This is a genomic window from Klebsiella terrigena, from assembly GCF_006539725.1.
Lineage (GTDB): Bacteria > Pseudomonadota > Gammaproteobacteria > Enterobacterales > Enterobacteriaceae > Klebsiella > Klebsiella terrigena.
Map to the genome: position 1 here is coordinate 102286 of NZ_BJNO01000013.1, position 19106 is coordinate 121391.

At 57.6% G+C, this 19106-nt stretch carries 16 protein-coding genes and 1 tRNA gene; 8 read left to right on the plus strand and 9 right to left on the minus strand.

Annotated features, from left to right (window positions below):
* Nucleotides 1-42: 42 nt before the first annotated feature.
* From RTE01_RS15445 to zapB, 7 genes are all read right to left on the minus strand, one after another.
* Complete coding sequence (locus RTE01_RS15445; protein ID WP_041143244.1) at nucleotides 43-765, minus strand: GntR family transcriptional regulator; 723 nt, start codon at nucleotides 763-765, stop codon at nucleotides 43-45.
* Nucleotides 766-827: 62 nt separating this feature from the next.
* Nucleotides 828-1868 carry an ADP-ribosylglycohydrolase family protein gene (locus tag RTE01_RS15450; RefSeq protein ID WP_041143245.1) on the minus strand — a complete coding sequence of 347 codons (1041 nt, stop codon included), beginning with the start codon at nucleotides 1866-1868 and terminating at the stop codon, nucleotides 828-830.
* A 9-nt stretch (nucleotides 1869-1877) separates the two neighbouring features.
* The gene (locus tag RTE01_RS15455) at nucleotides 1878-2837 is read right to left on the minus strand and encodes an aminoimidazole riboside kinase (RefSeq protein WP_134528170.1); all 960 of its coding nucleotides are present in this window, start codon (nucleotides 2835-2837) and stop codon (nucleotides 1878-1880) included.
* Nucleotides 2838-2847: 10 nt separating this feature from the next.
* Entirely contained in the window at nucleotides 2848-4182 is a 1335-nt protein-coding gene (locus RTE01_RS15460; protein ID WP_134528173.1) for an MFS transporter, read from the minus strand.
* 259 nt (nucleotides 4183-4441) lie between these two features.
* The gene (locus RTE01_RS15465) at nucleotides 4442-5203 is read right to left on the minus strand and encodes a CDP-diacylglycerol diphosphatase (protein WP_123552555.1); all 762 of its coding nucleotides are present in this window, start codon (nucleotides 5201-5203) and stop codon (nucleotides 4442-4444) included.
* Between the two features lie 96 nt (nucleotides 5204-5299).
* The gene (locus RTE01_RS15470; protein WP_041143249.1) at nucleotides 5300-6289 is read right to left on the minus strand and encodes a sulfate ABC transporter substrate-binding protein; all 990 of its coding nucleotides are present in this window, start codon (nucleotides 6287-6289) and stop codon (nucleotides 5300-5302) included.
* 156 nt (nucleotides 6290-6445) lie between these two features.
* Nucleotides 6446-6691, minus strand: coding sequence for a septal ring assembly protein ZapB (zapB, locus tag RTE01_RS15475; protein ID WP_095102595.1), 246 nt, complete (start codon nucleotides 6689-6691; stop codon nucleotides 6446-6448).
* 444 nt (nucleotides 6692-7135) lie between these two features.
* On the opposite strand from zapB, the gene RTE01_RS15480 reads away from it, so the two are divergent.
* A complete protein-coding gene (locus RTE01_RS15480) occupies nucleotides 7136-7987 on the plus strand; it encodes an MIP/aquaporin family protein (protein WP_041143250.1) in 852 nt (283 codons plus the stop codon).
* A gap of 21 nt (nucleotides 7988-8008) precedes the next feature.
* Nucleotides 8009-9517: a glycerol kinase GlpK gene (gene glpK, locus RTE01_RS15485; RefSeq protein ID WP_041143251.1), complete on the plus strand. Its 1509-nt coding sequence runs from the start codon at nucleotides 8009-8011 to the stop codon at nucleotides 9515-9517.
* Between the two features lie 109 nt (nucleotides 9518-9626).
* Here the strand turns inward: glpK and gltS are convergent, their stop codons facing one another.
* Entirely contained in the window at nucleotides 9627-10829 is a 1203-nt protein-coding gene (gene gltS, locus RTE01_RS15490; protein ID WP_134528182.1) for a sodium/glutamate symporter, read from the minus strand.
* Nucleotides 10830-11115: 286 nt separating this feature from the next.
* On the opposite strand from gltS, the gene RTE01_RS15495 reads away from it, so the two are divergent.
* From RTE01_RS15495 to RTE01_RS15510, 4 genes are all read left to right on the plus strand, one after another.
* Nucleotides 11116-12507, plus strand: coding sequence for a nucleobase:cation symporter-2 family protein (locus RTE01_RS15495; protein ID WP_141335150.1), 1392 nt, complete (start codon nucleotides 11116-11118; stop codon nucleotides 12505-12507).
* 157 nt (nucleotides 12508-12664) lie between these two features.
* A complete protein-coding gene (locus tag RTE01_RS15500) occupies nucleotides 12665-14368 on the plus strand; it encodes an AsmA family protein (RefSeq protein ID WP_141335152.1) in 1704 nt (567 codons plus the stop codon).
* Between the two features lie 201 nt (nucleotides 14369-14569).
* Nucleotides 14570-16129: a PTS transporter subunit EIIC gene (locus RTE01_RS15505; RefSeq protein ID WP_041143255.1), complete on the plus strand. Its 1560-nt coding sequence runs from the start codon at nucleotides 14570-14572 to the stop codon at nucleotides 16127-16129.
* 13 nt (nucleotides 16130-16142) lie between these two features.
* Nucleotides 16143-17522, plus strand: a complete 1380-nt coding sequence (locus RTE01_RS15510) for a family 4 glycosyl hydrolase (protein ID WP_141335154.1) — start codon at nucleotides 16143-16145, stop codon at nucleotides 17520-17522.
* 86 nt (nucleotides 17523-17608) lie between these two features.
* Here RTE01_RS15510 and RTE01_RS15515 read toward each other — a convergent pair whose 3' ends face one another.
* Complete coding sequence (locus tag RTE01_RS15515; RefSeq protein WP_134528185.1) at nucleotides 17609-18346, minus strand: MurR/RpiR family transcriptional regulator; 738 nt, start codon at nucleotides 18344-18346, stop codon at nucleotides 17609-17611.
* A gap of 71 nt (nucleotides 18347-18417) precedes the next feature.
* Here RTE01_RS15515 and RTE01_RS15520 point away from each other — a divergent pair, with 71 nt between their 5' ends.
* The gene (locus tag RTE01_RS15520; RefSeq protein WP_134528187.1) at nucleotides 18418-18618 is read left to right on the plus strand and encodes a hypothetical protein; all 201 of its coding nucleotides are present in this window, start codon (nucleotides 18418-18420) and stop codon (nucleotides 18616-18618) included.
* Between the two features lie 179 nt (nucleotides 18619-18797).
* A tRNA-Sec gene (locus tag RTE01_RS15525) sits at nucleotides 18798-18892 on the plus strand.
* The last annotated feature ends 214 nt before the right edge of the window (nucleotides 18893-19106 follow it).

Below are 19106 nucleotides of genomic sequence, written 5' to 3' on the forward strand. Positions count from 1 at the left end.
GCCGCCGGCGCTGGGGTTTATCGCGCTGCGCCGGGCGCGCGGCTAGTGGTAGTGAATTTCGCCGAAATATTCCGACAGCACGTAATAGCGGCAGTATTCGAAGGGGATATCCCGCCCGGCCTGAAACGTCTGACGTGCCACGGAAAGCAGCGGCTTGTTGGCGGCAACCTGCAGCTTCTCGCACAGCTCAGCAGAGGGCAAAATGGCGTCCACTTTTTCAATCGCCGAGTCGCTGGTGACGTTGAGCAGCGAATAGAGCGAGGTGTGCTCCAACGCCTCAGCCGTGAGCTCAAGACCGGGAAAGAAGCTCAGATCGAGATAAATCTTCTCATGGTTAAACGGGCGATTATTGAGGTAGCGAATGCGTGAGATAAAAAGATAATGCTGATGCGCGGGCAGGCTCAGGCCATCGGCCTGGGCGTCACGCGCACGACGCGGCGCGATGTCGAGGATGCGGTTTTCAACGGCGACGCTGGCATCCTGTAAATCGCGGGTAATTCCGCGAAAGGTATGGCCGTAGTTGACCCCTTCCGGCACGGCGCAAACCACCGAACCGCTCCCGCGCTGCGAGGAGATAATCCCCGCGTTGATAAGCTCGCTCCAGGCCTGCTTCACCACGATCAGCGAGACGTGATACTCCCGGGCCAGCTCCTTTTGCGTCGGCAGCTGGCTGCCTAAAGGCAAAGAGCCGTTCTGGATCCGCTGACAGATGATAAAAAATAGTTGCTTATAAAGCGGGGTAAAGCTCGTTTTATCAACCTGCAAACTACGCACCTCACGTCTTCGCCAGCAGGGGACGCGTTACCGTCCCCGGCAGGGTGAATTCGCTACCCTGCGATCTGTCTGGCCAGTTCTGCCAAATCGAAATGATTCATACGATCCACGGTCGTTAAATAATCGGCGGGAAGAGCGTCCACGCCATGGAATGCGCCGGAGATCGCCCCAACCATGGTGGCGACGGTATCAGTATCATTGCCGATATTAACGCCGGAGATAATAGCATCTACGGCAGAATTCGGACAACACGCGAACAGGCCGAAAGCCGCCGGTACGGCTTCGCTGACGTGCAGCCCGCTGCCGATGATGTCGGCAAGCTCCACCACCGCCGTTTCCCAATGGCGATGCCGCTTACCGATCGCCACGGCCAGCTCAATGCGCCGGGCAACGGACGGCCCGGCAACCATCATCGCGCCCCGCTCTTCGGCCAGCAGATAGCCCCGCTGCGCGCCGTAAACCCCTGCCGCGATAATGCTGTCGGCATCGGTCTGCGCCCTTAGCGCCTCGCTGGTGGCCGCGGCCATTGCCGCCGCGCCGGACATCGCCAGCACGTTGTTATGCGTAAAGCGACAAATCTGCAGCGCGCAGTCAATCGCCGCGTCAAGATTGCCGGGATGCAGCACCGCCGCAGGCCAAATCTTCATTGCCGCACCGTTCGTCGCCTCGGCGTTGCCCTTATTAATAATCTGTACGGACTGCTTTTCGCCCTCCAGCTCGCCCTGCAACGAGGCGCGGTTATCGTTAAATATCGCCTTCATCGCCGCCCGGGTGGTGGGGCCGGTAAAGTTGGCGTAGTAAGGGTAAGCCAGCCACTGCTGGAACGCCTCGCGCATCGCCTCGTCGCTGACCTCCCGCCGATGGCGCAGCAGCGCGTCCATGATGTACTTCGCCTGGATAAAATCATCGGTACACATCCCGGCCTCGTTGCAGCGGCCAAAGGTGTCGGCGGGCGGCTTTTGAAAGGTGGTGACCCAGCCGCCAAAATAGTCCTTTATTTGCTGCTGAGTGCGCACTTCCGTCGCCGCGCCCATTGCGTCCGCCGCGGCGGCGCCCACCAGGCATCCCAGTATTTTGTTTTGCTCAACGTGCATGATGACTCCTTATTTCACGGTCATGGCTTGTTCCAGCGCGTGGCTGGAGAGAAAAGTGTTTAGCTGGTCGGGGAACGGCAGCGCGGTCATCGCCCCTTTGGCCGTTACCGCCATCGCGCCGCAGGCGTTAGCCTGCCGAATAGCGGTGGCCAGCAGCGCGGCGTCCCAGCGATCGGCCTGCGAGAGGGTGTAGAGCAGGCCGCCGACAAAAGCGTCGCCGGCGCCGGTGGTATCGACAACCTCGACGCGGGGAGCGGGAAACCACTGCTCGCCCTCGGGGCTCACCAGCAGCGCGCCCTCGGCGCCTAATGAGATAACGGTGGTTTCGCAGCCCAGATCGCGCAGGTAGTAGCGGGCATCCTGCCAGCGGGCGGCGCCGCTCAGCTGGCAGAGCTCGTCGGCGGAGACCTTGCAGATTGAGGCGAGCGCGGCGGAGCGGGCTACCAGCGCGGGAATTTCGCCGGTATCGCGCCACATCTTGCTGCGTAAATTGACGTCGAACAGCACGTAGCCGCCGGCCTCACGCGCTCTTTTCGCCCCTTCCAGGCACGCCTCCCGCGTCGGCTGGTCCGTTAGCCCTATCGAGCTGAAGTAAAACCACTCGTGCGGGCGGAACGCCGGCAGATCCGCCGGCGACACGAAAGTATCGGCCCCCGGGTGCACCAGATAGGTGAAGCTGCGCTCCCCGTCGGATGCCAGATTGACAATCAGTACCGCGCTGGTGAGCGCCGCATCGTGCCTCAGGAAGGAGACATCCACGGCGTTATCCTGAAAAACCTGACGCAGGAAATGCCCCGCCTCATCGTCCCCGAGGCAGCCGATAAAGCCGCACCGCCCTCCCAGCCTGGCGACGCAGACGCTAACGTTCGCCGAGGCGCCGCCGGGGCACTTCAGGTAGCGATCCTGCTTTTCGGCAACCAGATCGACGGAAGCATCGCCGATAACCCAGACCTTATTCATGGCGTTCATCTGCGCCTCCTTATGCCTGCCGCTGCGCCAGCTGGCGCTGAATGTCGCGGTAGTAGTGGTTATTGATCAGATATTTTTTCATCAGCAGGCCCACCGCCAGATGGAACAGCGCCGGGATTAGCGTCATCATCAGCGCAATGCCGGTAAGCGAACGGGCGCTCTGCTCAACGTCGGCCTGATAGCCAAAATGGCTCAGCAGGAAGCCCAGCACGCCGCCCGCCACCCCCATGCCAAACTTCTGGAAGAAGAGAATGCCGCCAAACGCGAGGCCGGAGACGCGCAGTCCGGTTTTCTTTTCCCCGTAATCCACCGCTTCGGCGATAGATGACCAGAACACCGGCATTTGCATGTCGCAGAAGAAGTTGATGAGGAAATAGAAGGCAAATGCCAGCACGAGGTTTTCGCGGCCGACGCAGAAATACATCAGCGCGCTGAGGACGAAGGTGACAAGCTGGGTATAGCGGAACATCTTGATTTTGTCCCAGAAGCGGGTGACCCAGGTGGTGGCGATCATTGCCAGAATCGAGGCGACCACGCCGGTGGTCAGGAAGGGCGAAATCAGGCTATCGCCGCCGTTCAGGAAGTATTTCGCGTAGTAGGCCGCGACGGAGCCGCGGATCACGTAGCCGCACATCAGGAGTAAAATCACCGCGCCGAGGATAATCCACTGATCGTTACGCAGCAGATACTTAAACTGCTTGCCGACCGGGAGAGAGGTAATTTCCGGGACGCTGCGTTCGCGGGTGGTAAGGAAGCAGAAGATAAACAGCAGCGCGCCCATGGCGCCCATCAGCCCCATCGAAAACTGGTAGCCCAGCGCCTTGTTGCCCTGCCCCAGCCAGACGGCGAGCATCGGCACCACGATGGTCACCAAAAACGCGGCAATCTTGGTCATCACAAAGCGATAGCCGTTGGCGCTCAGACGTTCAACGGGGTCGTCGGTGATCACGCCGATCATCGAGATATAGGGAATGGTAATCGCGGTATAGACGAGGGTCATCAGAATATAGGTACCGTAGGCCCACGCCAGCTTGGCCATATACGCCATATCCGGGGTAATAAACATTAAATAGACGGCAAAGCCAAAAGGCACGGCAAACCACAGCAGCCACGGACGATAGCGTCCCCAGCGCGTATTAAGCTTATCGGTCAGGATCCCCATTGCCGGATCGATAATGGCATCGATCAACCGTACGACCACAAACAGCACGCCGACATCCGCGGCGCTCAGGCCGTAGATATCGGTATAGAAATAAGCGAGGAGCAGCTGCATAGCAATAATGACAACGTTTATCGCCATATCCCCTGCACCAAAGCCGATTTTTTCCACGATAGAAAGTTTCATATTGAAATTCCTTTACGCTCAAAAGCGCAAATCTGTCGAACAATTGATGATGTCACTACGTGAAATAAAAACGTTTTTATGGATAAGCCATCCAATAAGATGACTATGAGGAGAGTGTAACGATCCGCAAAAAGATATAAAGGTATACCTTTATATCTTTTGATCGAATTCACATAAATTTTACGTATGGATCCACACCCCGGCAGCAACCGGGATGGGAATCAATAAGATACCGGCAGGCGCGCCGATGGGGAGAAAATTACCGGGAGGTCAGGATCGCGCAGCTATGGTCCTGAATCTCTTCCGCAGAGGCGCGGTTGAGGGTCAGCAAATTGCGCTCGGTGGCCAGCAGCACCAGCGAACCGTCGCTCTGTTCGGCCATCGCCAGCGCGAAACGTCCCATATGTTGACGCGCCTCGGGCACCTCTTCCGCCAGCATCAGGAAGGGGCTGCGCTGGGCAAGCTCCGCTTCGGTCACCCGGCGCGCCAGATATTCGTGGCCGAGCAAACCGCCCGGCAGCGGCAGCCAACGGCTGCTAATCACCGAGGCCTCGCGGTCCAGCTGGGCGCGAACGTCCTGGCGCAGGCAGGAAATATGAATATGGAGATGGTTCTGGGTGCGCCCGCTGCGGGAGTTAATCGTCAGCGCAACCGCGTTATCGGGTATCGGCGAGCCGCGGCGTTCGCTCATAATTTCCCGGCCTTGCCAGGCCTGCCAGAAGAAGTTTGGCGTCAGCGGATTGAGCAGGAGCGGGCTCTCGGTACCGTTAATCCGATACGTCGGCATCAGCAGATACTGCAGCGGCCCGTTGCGGTCTTTAAACAGGACGTAGCCGCCTTTCAGATTCACCTCGGCGCAGGGGGCCGGGTTTTGCTGCTGCTGTTGATTGACCACGCACTGCTGCAAAACGATGTGCCGCAGCGCGTCCGGGTTGCCGGAGTGCAGCCAGTACCAGCCGCCTGCCGCAATCGCCGCAAGCACCACCAGCAGCCCCAATAAAAGGTATCGTACTCTTCGCATTATGTTTTCCTGTCTCAGCCAGAAACGGAAGAGTAGCGTAATTTGATGACCAAATGAAAACGCCCGGTTATTTAACCGGGCGTTGAAGGGGAGAGATTAACGCTGACTAATCTGGTCGAAGGTGCCGCCGTTAGAGAAGTGCTCCTTCTGGGCTTTGGTCCAGCCGCCGAACTCCTGGTCAATAGTAAACAGCTTCAGCTTCGGGAATTCGCTGGCATATTTGCTGGCAACGGCCGGGTCGCGCGGGCGATAGTAGTTCTTCGCCGCGATCTCCTGACCTTCCGGAGAGTAGAGATACTTCAGGTAAGCTTCTGCCACCTGGCGGGTGCCTTTTTTATCGACCACCTTATCCACGACCGACACGGTCGGCTCGGCCAGAATCGATTCGCTCGGGGTGACGATTTCAAACTTGTCTTTACCCAGCTCGTTTGCCGCCAGCAGCGCTTCGTTTTCCCAGGCAATCAGCACATCGCCGATCCCACGTTCAACGAAGGTATTCGTTGAGCCACGAGCGCCGGAATCCAGCACTTCGACGTTTTTAAACAGCGCCTTCACGAACGCCTGGGCTTTCGCCTGGTCACCGTGATTCTGGTGCAGGGCGTAGCCCCAGGCCGCCAGGTAGTTCCAGCGTGCGCCGCCGGAGCTTTTCGGGTTCGGCGTAATGACCGACACGCCCGGTTTAATCAGGTCGTTCCAGTCATGAATTTGCTTCGGGTTACCTTTACGCACGAGGAACACGATGGTGGAGGTATAGGGTGCGGAGTTATCCGGCAGGCGTTTCAGCCAGTTTTTATCAATGCGGCCGCGCTCGGCAATCGCATCGACGTCATAGGCCAGCGCCAGGGTGACGACATCGGCTTCAATGCCGTTAATGACCGACGTTGCCTGCTTCCCGGAACCACCGTGGGACTGACGAATCACCACGTTGTCGCCGGTTTCCTGCTTCCAGTGCGCGCTAAACGCTTTGTTGTACTGTTCGTACAGCTCGCGCGTCGGATCGTAAGATACGTTTAATAGCTGAATGTCTTTTGCCAGAACGCTGGCGGATGCCAGCAACAGAGTTAACCCCACGCCCCACTTATTCATCGCACCGCTCTCTATATGTCGTGTTGTGATGAACTAAGCGTGCCAGAAAGCGAATCAATGATTAAAGAATAAAAAAAGATTGGCTATAACTTGAGAGAATATACGAAGGGGTAAAGCTAACCCCCTCCCGAGCAGGAGAGGGTGAGGACGAGAGGGCTACACTTCTTCCATGCGGCCCAGCAGCGCCTGCAGACGATCCTGCCAGCCCTGCTGCTGCTCTCTCAGCTGGCCGTTTTCACGCTCCAGCTCTTCGCGGCTGTGCTGCGCGCCCTGAACTTCCTGCGCCAGCGTGTTGTTCTTTTCTTTCAGCTCTTCGATTTCCATCTGCAACAGCGTGATGGTATCAATCGCCTGCTGTACTTTTGACTCTAACTTCTCAAACACTTCTAATGACATCGTCATACCTCTCCTGAACTTGCAAGGCGTTGATAGAAACCGTCCGTTTCGTATACGCGTTGACGCCTTAACGAAAATAAGCGCACTACAGTGGTCATGCTGTCGATTGTATGAATCCCCGCCTTCCCTGTCCAGCGACAACCCGCGCAGATTGCGGTTTGCAACACTTTTCAGCCTTTACCTGGCGTATTCGGCGCTAATCCCCGGCACTTCTGCAGCAATTGTTAATCATTGGGTTCGTACCGCGCGTCCATAAACGCTCTTTAATGTGCTACAACACGCGTTTATGGCGCGAAAACGCTCATTTTCTTGACCTGGCACACACATTTAGAGTTCGATATTTCTCGTTTGTGTTCGTTAACGATAAATTAACACTATGCCTACATGGCAGCGTGGTCGACGACGACCTTCATACTTACAATAATCACCACTTTGTTTCAGGATTCGATTATGAGCCAAACATCAACACTAAAAGGCCAGTGCATCGCAGAGTTCCTCGGTACCGGGTTGTTGATCTTTTTCGGCGTTGGGTGCGTCGCTGCGCTCAAGGTCGCAGGAGCCAGCTTCGGTCAATGGGAAATCAGCATCATCTGGGGTCTGGGCGTCGCAATGGCGATTTACCTGACCGCGGGCGTGTCCGGTGCTCACCTTAACCCGGCGGTTACCATCGCGCTGTGGCTGTTCGCCTGCTTTGACGGACGTAAAGTTGTTCCTTTCATCGTTGCGCAATTCGCTGGCGCCTTTTGCGCTGCGGCATTAGTTTACGGGCTTTATTACAATCTTTTCCTCGATTTCGAACACTCGCATAATATGGTGCGCGGTAGCGTCGAAAGTCTTGACCTGGCAGGAATTTTCTCCACTTATCCGAACCCGCATATCAATTTCATGCAGGCTTTCGCGGTTGAGATGGTGATAACCGCTATCCTGATGGGCGTGATTCTGGCGCTGACCGACGACGGCAACGGCATCCCACGCGGCCCGATGGCGCCGCTGCTGATTGGCCTGTTAATTGCCGTCATCGGCGCATCCATGGGCCCGCTGACCGGCTTTGCGATGAACCCGGCGCGCGATCTTGGGCCGAAAACGTTCGCCTGGCTTGCCGGCTGGGGCGAGGTCGCCTTCACCGGCGGCAAAGATATTCCCTATTTCCTGGTGCCGCTGTGCGCGCCGGTGGTTGGTGCCGCGCTGGGCGCGTTCGGCTATCGCAAGCTGATTGGCCGCCACCTGCCTTGCGACATCTGCGAAGTCGAGGAGAAGGAGAGCACCTCCACCTCTACGACGCAACACAAAGCTTCGCTGTAATCTGACTACGAGACTCATACTATGACCGACAAAAAATATATCGTTGCGCTCGACCAGGGCACCACCAGCTCCCGGGCCGTAGTGATGGATCACAATGCCAATATCGTCAGCGTTTCTCAGCGTGAATTTGAACAAATTTATCCTAAGCCAGGCTGGGTTGAACACGACCCGATGGAGATTTGGGCCTCGCAAAGCTCCACGCTGGTTGAAGTGCTGGCGAAAGCGGATATCAGCTCCGACGAGATCGCCGGTATCGGCATCACCAACCAGCGTGAAACCGCCATCGTCTGGGAACGTGAAACCGGCAAGCCGATTTATAACGCCATCGTCTGGCAGTGCCGCCGTACCGCCGAGATCTGCGAGCAGCTCAAGCGTGACGGCATGGAAGAGTACATCCGTAAGGCCACCGGCCTGGTCGTTGACCCGTACTTCTCCGGCACCAAAGTGAAGTGGATCCTCGATCACGTTGAGGGCGCGCGCGAACGCGCTAAGCGCGGCGAGCTGCTGTTCGGCACCGTGGACACCTGGCTGGTGTGGAAAATGACCCAGGGCCGCGTGCACGTCACCGACTACACCAACGCCTCGCGTACCATGCTGTTCAACATCCATGAGCTGGACTGGGACGACAAAATGCTCGACGCGCTGGATATTCCGCGCGCCATGCTGCCGGAAGTGCGTAAGTCCTCCGAGATATACGGCCAGACCAACATCGGCGGTAAAGGCGGCACGCGTATTCCTATCGCGGGTATCGCGGGCGACCAGCAGGCGGCGCTGTTCGGCCAGCTGTGCGTCAAAGAGGGGATGGCGAAAAACACCTACGGCACCGGCTGCTTTATGCTGATGAATACCGGTGAGAAGGCGGTGGCCTCTACCCACGGCCTGCTGACCACCATCGCCTGCGGCCCGCGCGGAGAAGTTAACTATGCCCTGGAGGGCGCGGTATTTATGGCCGGCGCCTCTATTCAGTGGCTGCGCGACGAGATGAAGCTTATCAACGACGCGCTGGATTCTGAATATTTCGCCACCAAGGTGAAGGATACCAACGGCGTGTACGTGGTCCCGGCGTTTACCGGCCTCGGCGCACCGTACTGGGACCCGTACGCTCGCGGCGCGATCTTTGGCCTGACCCGTGGGGTGAATGCCAACCACATCATCCGCGCCACCCTGGAGTCTATCGCCTATCAGACCCGCGACGTGCTGGAAGCGATGCAGGCTGACTCCGGCATCCGTCTGCACGCGCTGCGCGTCGACGGCGGCGCGGTCGCCAACAACTTCCTGATGCAGTTCCAGTCCGATATTCTCGGCACTCGCGTAGAGCGCCCGGAAGTTCGTGAAGTGACGGCGCTGGGGGCGGCTTATCTGGCCGGTCTGGCGGTTGGCTTCTGGCAAAACCTGGACGAGCTGCAGGAGAAAGCGGTGATCGAGCGCGAGTTCCGTCCGGGGATCGAAACCACCGAACGTAACTTCCGCTACAGCGGCTGGAAAAAAGCGGTGAAACGCGCCCTGGCGTGGGAAGAGCACGAAGAGTAATCCCGCCAGCGAACTCCCCGGCGGCACGGCGCTGACCGGGGATGCGGCTTATGCGAACAGCAAGTTTAAACGCCCGGACGCGCGCACAGCAGCGCCCCCGGGCTTTTTTTTAGCCAAAAATCGGCAACAGCAAATACAGCTTAATCACTAACGCATTAACAATATCAATAAAGAATGCGCCGACCATCGGCACCACCAGGAAGGCCGTATGCGACGGCCCAAAGCGGTCGGTAATCGCCTGCATATTGGCAATCGCCGTTGGCGTCGCGCCGAGCCCAAACCCGCAGTGACCCGCAGCCAGCACCGCGGCATCATAGTTTTTCCCCATCATTCGATAGGTCACGAAAACCGCATACAGCGCCATCGCCACCGCCTGTACCACCAGGATAGCCAGCATCGGCAGCGCCAGCGATGCCAGCTCCCACAGCTTCAGGCTCATCAGCGCCATCGCGAGGAACAGCGACAGGCTAACGTTGCCCAGCACCGATACCGCGCGCTCAAACACGCGATAAAAGCCCAGCAGCGCCAGGCCGTTGCTGAGGATCACGCCGATAAACAGGACGCACACGAAGGTTGGCAGCTCAAACACGCTCCCCGCCAGCAGTTGCGCAACCACCCGCCCGACCGTGAGACAGATTGCGATCAGGGCAATGCTTTCAATCAGCACCAGCGAGGTGATCACCCGCCCAACGTCCGGCTTTTCAAAAGCGGTGGGCGTTACCTGATCGTCCGGCGAACCCTCCGGAGACGAGGAGTGCTTGACCAGGTAGCGCGCCACCGGGCCGCCAATTAGCCCACCGAGCACCAGGCCGAAGGTTGCGCACGCCATCGCCACTTCGGTGGCGTTGGCAAAACCGTAGCGTTCGACAAACAGCTTGCTCCACGCCGCGCCGGTCCCGTGGCCGCCGGAGAGCGTGATGGAGCCGGCCAGCAGGCCCATCAGCGGGTCGAGGCCCAGCAGCTTTGCCATCCCGATGCCGAGGGCATTTTGCAGCAGCAGCAGCCCCACCACCACGATCAGGAACGTCCCCACAACTTTACCGCCCGCCCGCAGGCTGGCGAGGTTGGCATTCAGGCCAATGGTCGCAAAAAAGGCCAGCATCAGCGGGTCTTTCAGGCTCATATCGAAATCAATTTCCCAGCCCATGCTTTTTTTCAGCACCAGCAGCGCAAGCGCCACCAGCAGGCCGCCGGCAACGGGCTCAGGGATAGTATATTTTTTCAGGAAGGGGACGGTGTGGACGAGCTTTCTGCCCAGCAGCAGCACCAGCGTGGCGGCAACGAGCGTCGATAAGGTATCGAGATGAAACATAAAAAGAGCTCCTTAAAGGCGCATGATCCATTCACACGCGACGATATTCCCGGTGTCGATTGTTTCTCATCATGAGTAATCAGGGACGGATTTTAAGCAGAAACTGGCATAAAAAAACAGGGAAACATATTTTGTATTGCTGATGATGCGATTTAGCATACAAAATGTTAATGACTTATCCCCCCATATTTGCGGCGGAAATATTTTGTCTCAAACACTGGCAAACGTTTGCTTTTGCACTACAGTCCGATAAAATTCCCGCTTTGCCACCTTGGGATTGCTTGTGATGTCCGTGAATACCGCCGAGCCCGAAAATGCGCAACCGGTTGCGCATAAACAAACCAGCGAATTAATCTACCGCCTCGAAGACCGCCCCCCGCTTCCACAAACGCTGTTCGCCGCCTTCCAGCACCTGCTGGCGATGTTTGTTGCGGTGATCACGCCGGCGCTATTAATTTGTCAGGCTCTGGGTCTTCCCGCCCAGGATACGCAGCACATCATCAGCATGTCGCTGTTCGCTTCCGGTGTGGCATCCATTATTCAGATTAAGGCCTGGGGACCAGTAGGCTCCGGGCTGCTCTCCATCCAGGGCACCAGCTTTAACTTCGTCGCCCCGCTGATCATGGGCGGTACCGCGCTAAAAACCGGCGGCGCCGACGTGCCGACGATGATGGCCGCGCTGTTCGGCACCCTGATGCTGGCCAGCTGCACGGAAATGGTCCTCTCCCGCGTCCTGCACCTTGCGCGACGCGTCATTACCCCGCTGGTCTCCGGCGTGGTGGTGATGATTATCGGCCTGTCGCTGATTCAGGTTGGCCTGACCTCCATCGGCGGCGGCTACTCGGCGATGGCCGACCACACCTTCGGCGCGCCAAAAAACCTGCTGCTGGCGGGTATCGTGCTGGGGCTTATCATTATTCTTAACCGCCAGCGCAACCCGTACCTGCGCATCGCTTCGCTGGTTATCGCGATGGCGGCCGGCTACCTGGCGGCATGGCTGCTCGATATGCTCCCTGCCAACACCGCGCCAGCCGACAGCAGCCTGATTATGGTGCCCACCCCGCTCTATTACGGCCTGGGGATCGACTGGAACCTGCTGCTGCCGCTGATGCTGGTGTTTATGATCACCTCGCTGGAAACTATCGGCGATATCACCGCCACTTCCGACGTCTCCGAGCAGCCGGTTTCCGGCCCGCTGTACATGAAGCGTCTGAAGGGCGGCGTGCTGGCCAACGGCCTGAACTCGTTTGTCTCCGCGGTATTTAATACCTTCCCGAACTCCTGCTTCGGTCAGAATAATGGCGTGATCCAGCTCACCGGCGTGGCCAGCCGCTACGTCGGTTTTGTGGTAGCGCTGATGCTTATCGTGCTCGGGCTGTTCCCGGCGGTGAGCGGCTTTGTGCAGCATATCCCTGAGCCGGTGCTCGGCGGCGCAACGCTGGTGATGTTCGGCACCATCGCCGCATCCGGCGTGCGTATCGTCTCCCGCGAGCCGCTGAACCGCCGGGCGATCCTGATTATCGCCCTGTCGCTGGCGGTCGGTCTCGGCGTCTCCCAGCAGCCGCTGATCCTGCAGTTCGCCCCGGACTGGCTGAAGAACCTGCTCTCCTCCGGTATCGCCGCCGGCGGTATTACGGCGATTGTGCTGAACCTGGTCTTCCCGCCAGAGAAAAACTGATCCCACCGTACTCCCCGGTCGCGCACGGCGGGCCGGGGCAGCCCGAAGTTTTCCCTCCTTAACGCCCTCACATCATCTGATTACACAATTCCTGTCTTGAGGATCGCGCATAATTCGGGCATAACAGCCTTATGTGCCTCGCTCAGGATGTAAGACCATGAAATTTCCTGGAAAGTTGATTCTCTGGCTGCTGACCGCTCTGCTGGTCGTCATCGTAGCCGCCTGGTTCCTGCTACAGACTCACTGGGGCTCGCGTCAGGCCAGCGCCTGGCTGAGCGACGGCACCGGCTGGCAGGTCTCCTTCGATGCGATGGATCACGACTTCTCTTCGCCTCTCCACCTGCAGCTGCAGAACGTGACGTTTGGTCGCGACGGCAAGCCGCCGACGCTGGTTGCCAAAACGGTGGATATCGGCTTCAGCACCCGCCAGTTCAGCGATCCGCTGCATGCCGATGAGATTGTGCTCAGCGACGGAACGTTAAACCTCTCCCCCTCTTCCGCCTCTCTGCCTTTTGCCGCCGACCGCCTGCAGCTGCGCAATATGGCGTTTAATAGCCCGGAGACCGGCTGGGACCTGAGCGCGCAGCGGGTAACCGGCGGCGTCAGCCCGTGGGCGCCGGAAGCGGGCAACGTGCTGGGGAAAAAAACGCAGATTCAGATGAGCGCGGGCTCGCTGACGCTTAACGGAGTTGAGGCCAGTAACGTCCTGATTCAGGGCGCTATCGATAATGGCGAAGTCACGCTCTCCACCCTTGGGGCCGATATCGCTCGCGGAACGCTCACCGGCAACGCCAAACGCAGCGCCGACGGCAGCTGGCTGGTCGATAACCTGCAGCTGAATGAAACCCGCCTGCAGAGCGATAAGGCGCTGGCTGACTTCTTCACCCCGCTGACCACCGTCCCTTCGCTACAGATTGGCCGCCTCGATGTGACCGATGCCAGCCTGCAGGGCACCGACTGGGCGGTCACCGGCCTCGACCTCAGCCTGCGCAACCTGACCCTGAGCCACGGCGACTGGCAGAGCGAGGACGGAACCCTGTCGATGAACGCCAGCGAATTCATTAACGGCTCGCTGCACTTCCTCGATCCTATCCTGAATGCCGAGTTCTCGCCGCAGGGTATCGCCCTGCGTCAGTTTACCTCGCGCTGGGAAGGCGGGATGGTGCGCACCTCCGGCCGCTGGCTGCGTGATGGCAAGGCGCTGGTGCTGGATGACGCCGCTTTTGCCGGGCTGGAATATACCCTGCCGGAAAACTGGAAACAGCTGTGGATGGAGCCGCTGCCAACGTGGTTACAGAGCCTGACGCTGAAGAAATTTGGCGCCAGCCGCAACCTGGTTATCGATATCGACCCGCAGTTCCCGTGGCAGGTCACCGCCCTCGACGGATACGGCGGCGAGCTGCAGCTGGTGAAGGATCGGCGCTGGGGCGTATGGAACGGCAGCGCGACGCTCAACGCCGCTGCCGCCACCTTTAACCGCGTTGACGTCCGGCGCCCGTCGCTCAAGCTCAGCGCCAACGCCTCAACGGTCAATATCAACGAGCTTAGCGCCTTTACCGAGCGCGGTATTTTACAGGCTACCGCCGCGGTGTCGCAGCTGCCCCAGCGCCAGGTCAACCTCAGCCTGAACGGGCGCGGCGTACCGCTAAGCGTCCTGCAGGCGTGGGGCTGGCCCGCGCTGCCGGTTACCGGTGACGGTAACTTCCAGCTAACCGCCAGCGGCAGCGTGCTGGCCGACGCGCCGCTCAGGCCGACGGTGAACGGCCAGCTCAGCGCAACCAATATGGAAAAACAGCAGGTTGCGCAGGTGATGCGCAGCGGTGAGGTGAGCGGCGCCCAGCTCGCGCCTGTCGCGCCTTAATTTCCTCGTCCTCCAGCCTTCTCCCTGCGGGGAGAAGGCCCACGATATTTCCCTCCCCCGAAACCTGTTGCCATTTTGCGGCTGTTTGTACCTATTTCCCGCAACCTGTTCCTTTCAAATAGCAGAATTGCTATAACCAAAACACTGGAAGTCAAAAAAATAATTAAAGTCCCTGTACCTACAAAAATAAAAGGAACAACTATGTCCGCAATACGTCAACATGCTCTGGAGAATATGCAGAAATTCTCCAGAGCGATGATCGGTGCAGTATTGTTCTTGCCGGTCATCGGTTTAATTCTGGCACTCAGCTCTGTATTAACCAACCCAACCTTAATTTCTGAAACCAGTTTTTTACACCAGCTTGGGCAGCTGCTCGGCGATACCTTCTGGCCATTATTCGGCAACCTCGGTTTACTCTTTTGCGTCGGTATTAGCTACGGTCTGGCAAAAGATAAAAAAACGGAAGTGGCGCTGGTTTCGGTCATGTGTTTTATCATGTTTCTGGGCGCCAACCATTCGTGGCTGGAGCATACTCACGGCATTGCCGAGAAAATTAACGGCGAATATTACGGCACCGGTCAGACGCAGATCTTAGGGTTTGTGGTGGTCGATATGGGGGTGTTCCTCGGTATTATTCTCGGCTGCACCATCGCCTGGGTACATAATAAAGTCTCCACCATTGAGCTACCCGGCGCGCTGTCGATGTACGGCGGTGCGAAGCTGACCCTGGTGGCCATGACGCCCGTCATCATCTTCTACGCTATCGCCTTCACCTGGATCTGGCCGTTTATGACCCACGGTATCGCGGCGTTAACCGGGTTTATGAAAAACGCCGGCGTCGCGGGCGTCTTCGTCTACGGTTTCTTTGAAAAATTCCTCATCCCCACCGGCCTGCACCATTTCGTATGGTCGCCGTTCCAGCTAACGCAGATCGGCGGCACGCTGAACGTTGACGGCCAGGTCGTTTCCGGTACCCAGGCCATTTTCCTCGCCTATATGCGCCATCCGGACCTCACCCCGGTGATGAACGACGCCCTGCGCTTCTCCCAGCAGGGGATGACCACGATCTTCGGCCTGGCCGGCGCCTCACTGGCGTTTTACCACACCGCGAAGCCTGAGAAGAAAATGCTGGCCAAGGCGATTCTGCTGCCCGCCATTATCACCTCCATGCTGACCGGGATTACCGAGCCCATTGAGTTCACCTTCCTGTTTGTTTCACCCCTGCTGTGGGTGATCCACGCCACGTTAACCGCCGCCTCGCAGGCCATTTGCGACATCTTTACCGTTCGTCCGTGGGGCGCATCCGGGCTGATCGAGTTCCTGATTTATAATCTGCCGCTGCCGGTTTCCCTCACCCGCTGGCCCGGCTACGTGCTGATCGGCATCGGGCAGTTTGCCGTCTACTACGTTATTTTCCGCACCCTGGTAGTAAAACTGAATTTAAAAACCCCGGGCCGCGAAGACGACGAAAATGTGAAGCTATATAGCAAAGCGGACTATCGTAAAAAGATGAACGATAAGTCGGCGGTCACCGATGAAATTATTAATGGCCTGGGCGGTAAGGATAATATTATTTCCGTTGATAACTGCTTCACCCGCCTGCGGGTGGCGATTAAAAATATGGATCTGGTTGACGACGATATATTAAAAAGCACCGGTGCCAATGGCGTCGTGCGCAACAGAAATGAAGTACAGGTTATTTATGGCGTCAAGGTGGGACAGGTTCGTTCCCGGGTTGATAGCTGGCTCGCAGAAAATTAATCAGGAGTTATTTATGAAATTAACCGTATTAGGCGGGGGCGGCGTTCGCTCCGCGTTCCTGGCAAAATCACTGGCTTATAACGCGCATCGCATTGGTTTAACGGAAGTGGTATTTCTCGACAGCTCCGCGGATAACCTGGCCGTCTTCGGGGAAATCGCCCGCTACGTCTTTCAGGCTATCCGCCCGGATATTGATTTCAGTATTACCCGCGACCCGGTCTCGGCGCTGACTCATACCAACTACGTCATTACTACCCTGCGGGTCGGCGGCGACGAAAGCCGTATTCGCGACGAGCGCATTGCGCTTGAGCATAATACCTTAGGCCAGGAGACCACCGGCGCCGGCGGCTTTGCCATGGCGATGCGCTCAATACCGGCGATTCTGGACTACTGCCGGCTGATCGAAGAGCACGCCGCCGAGGACGCGATCCTGTTTAACTTCACCAATCCGTCGGGTCTGGTGACCGAGGCGATTATCAAGTCCGGCTTTAAGCGCCGGGTGTACGGTATCTGCGATGCGCCGTCGGAGCTGATTCGCGAGCTGCCGGAGATCCTCGGCTGCGACGAGCGTGACCTTGGCGTCGAGTGCTACGGCCTGAACCACTTCTCGTGGTTTACCCACTTCACGGTGCGCGGCGAGGACGTGACCGAACGCCTGATCGCCAGCCCGGACCTGTATCGTAAAACGGCGATGCAGTATTTCTCGCCCGAGCTGGTAAAACTGTGCGACAAGCAGCTGCTGAACGAATATCTCTACTATTACTACTACCGCGAAGTAGCGTTAAAAGCGATTCAGGAAGCGCCCGAAACCCGCGGGGAGCAGATCGCCCGCATCAACCGCGATATGCGCGATGAGCTGCATACCGTTGATGTACAGGCCAATCCGGAGGCGGCGTTCAATATCTGGATGAAGCACTACCTGCGCCGGGAAAACAGCTATATGCAGAATGAGTCGCGGCAGGAGAAGTTCCATACCCGCGAGCCGCTCACCCTGCAGCAGTTTATCGAAGAGCCGGATACCGGCGGCTACGCGGGCGTGGCGCTGGATATTCTGGAGGCGGTCAACAGCACCACCACCAAGCGTATCGTGGTGTCGATATCCAACAACGATACCCTCGACTTCCTGCGCCCGGATGACGTGATTGAGATTAGCTGCGATCTGAGCAAAGATGGCCTGAAGCCGGTCACCCCGGCGCACGTGCCGACGGCGCAGAAGAACATGATCGCCAGCGTCAAAGAGTATGAACGGCTGGCGGTGGCGGCGATCCTGCAGCGGGATAAGTCGCTGGCGATACGGGCGCTGATGGCCCACCCGCTGGTCGGCTCCTGGTCGCTGGCACAGAAGCTGGCTAACGCCTATCTCGACGATAAGCTGTTTGCCGACTGGCGGTAATCTTCGCCTGTCTCCCCGCTAGCGGGATGTTAGTTGCCCGGGCTGCCGCTTCAACGCCGCAGCCCGGAAGCGCTGCAGCGCCGCATCTAGAGGGCGTCGCCCGTCCTGCCTTTTGCGGTCTGAATAAACCACATCTTCAGAAAGCGCTCAAAGCCCAATATGCAGTAGCCGAAAAACGGGTTGCTCCAGTAAATATCGTCATCAAACTTCTGCGGGTCGTGAATAATAAACGCGGTATCCGCCGCCTGGGCCAGCGGGCTTTGATAGTCGCCGGTAAAGCAGACCAGGTTAATCTCTTTGCCCTCCAGCTCCTTCACCCAATTTAGCGCCGAACTGCTGCGCCCGGATTTAGAAATTATCCAGATCGAGTCAAATTTAGCGGCGTTTTTCTGTTCAAGAATTTCATAATCCGGCCACAGCGCGAGGCTGGCGTTAACGCCGGTCACCAGAAACTTATTATAAATATATTGCGCAATCAGCTGCGAGAAGCCGCTGCCGTGGACCAGGATGCGGTGCTGCTGCAGGCTTTCCAGCAGCGGGGTGACCCGCTCCGCCGGCAGAATGCTCATATAGTCGATGTCGTTGGTAACATCGAGCTTAGGCATGGTGATATTGAATTTAATAAAATAGACCAGCTCCAGCCAGCCGCTGAACTTGAGCTTCTTTGCCAGGCGCACCAGTGAAGAGGGGTTGCTGTAGCAGCGCTCGGCGACGGCGCGGATCCCCTCCCGCACGCAGCGTTCAGGATCGTGCTGAATAAAGCGCAGGACGGTCATTTCCGTTTTGCTCAGCTTAACGTCACGAAAGATGTTTTCTAAATCCATTCCGGGCTCCTCTCAGCGGCAGAGTACGCTATCACCGAACGGCAAAACTGTCTGTGGCGTGAGTCACCGCAATGAAACAGATATTACTTTTTGCTAATAAATGGAATAAAAAAACCTTTCATCGCTGCCGTATCGGCTGCGGCCAGAAGCAAAAACGCCGCCATCGTCCTTCCCGGGGAACGGCGCTTCAGGCTTTTCTGAACGATAAGGCATCGTTCACCGCATCTTTGCGGGCTTTTTGGACGGGCAAATCGACGCGGCAACTCCTTTGAAGACGATATTGCGCTAACGCGCGAGAATGTAAAAAAGTGTAAGCCACGGATTTTGAAAGGGTTTGCCCAGGAGTGTTCTGTAAAGTCCAGTTTTAACAGTAAAAAAGTGCGTTTAGGTATGTGGTAAATGACTGAAAGTAGCTATAATGCGCCCCGCCTCCATGTAGCAATCGAGGCGCGGAAGATCGTCATCTCCGGTGAGGTGGCTGGACTTCAAATCCAGTTGGGGCCGCCAGCGGTCCCGGGCAGGTTCAACTCCTGTGATCTTCCGCCAGTTGCTCCCTCTGCGATACCCTTCTTATCGTCAATTCTGTACCAGGCGTTCTATCGCTTGTAATAGCTCATTCAGTCCACCATTAAAATCCGTTCTGAAATCTGCATATTTTTTAGTTTTCAAGAGTTCAGGAATCTGACAGTTTTTCAGTAATACTGGTAAAAGGTGTATACGCCCTCTTTCAATTTCCACCCAATATTTGGTTTGCCATGCC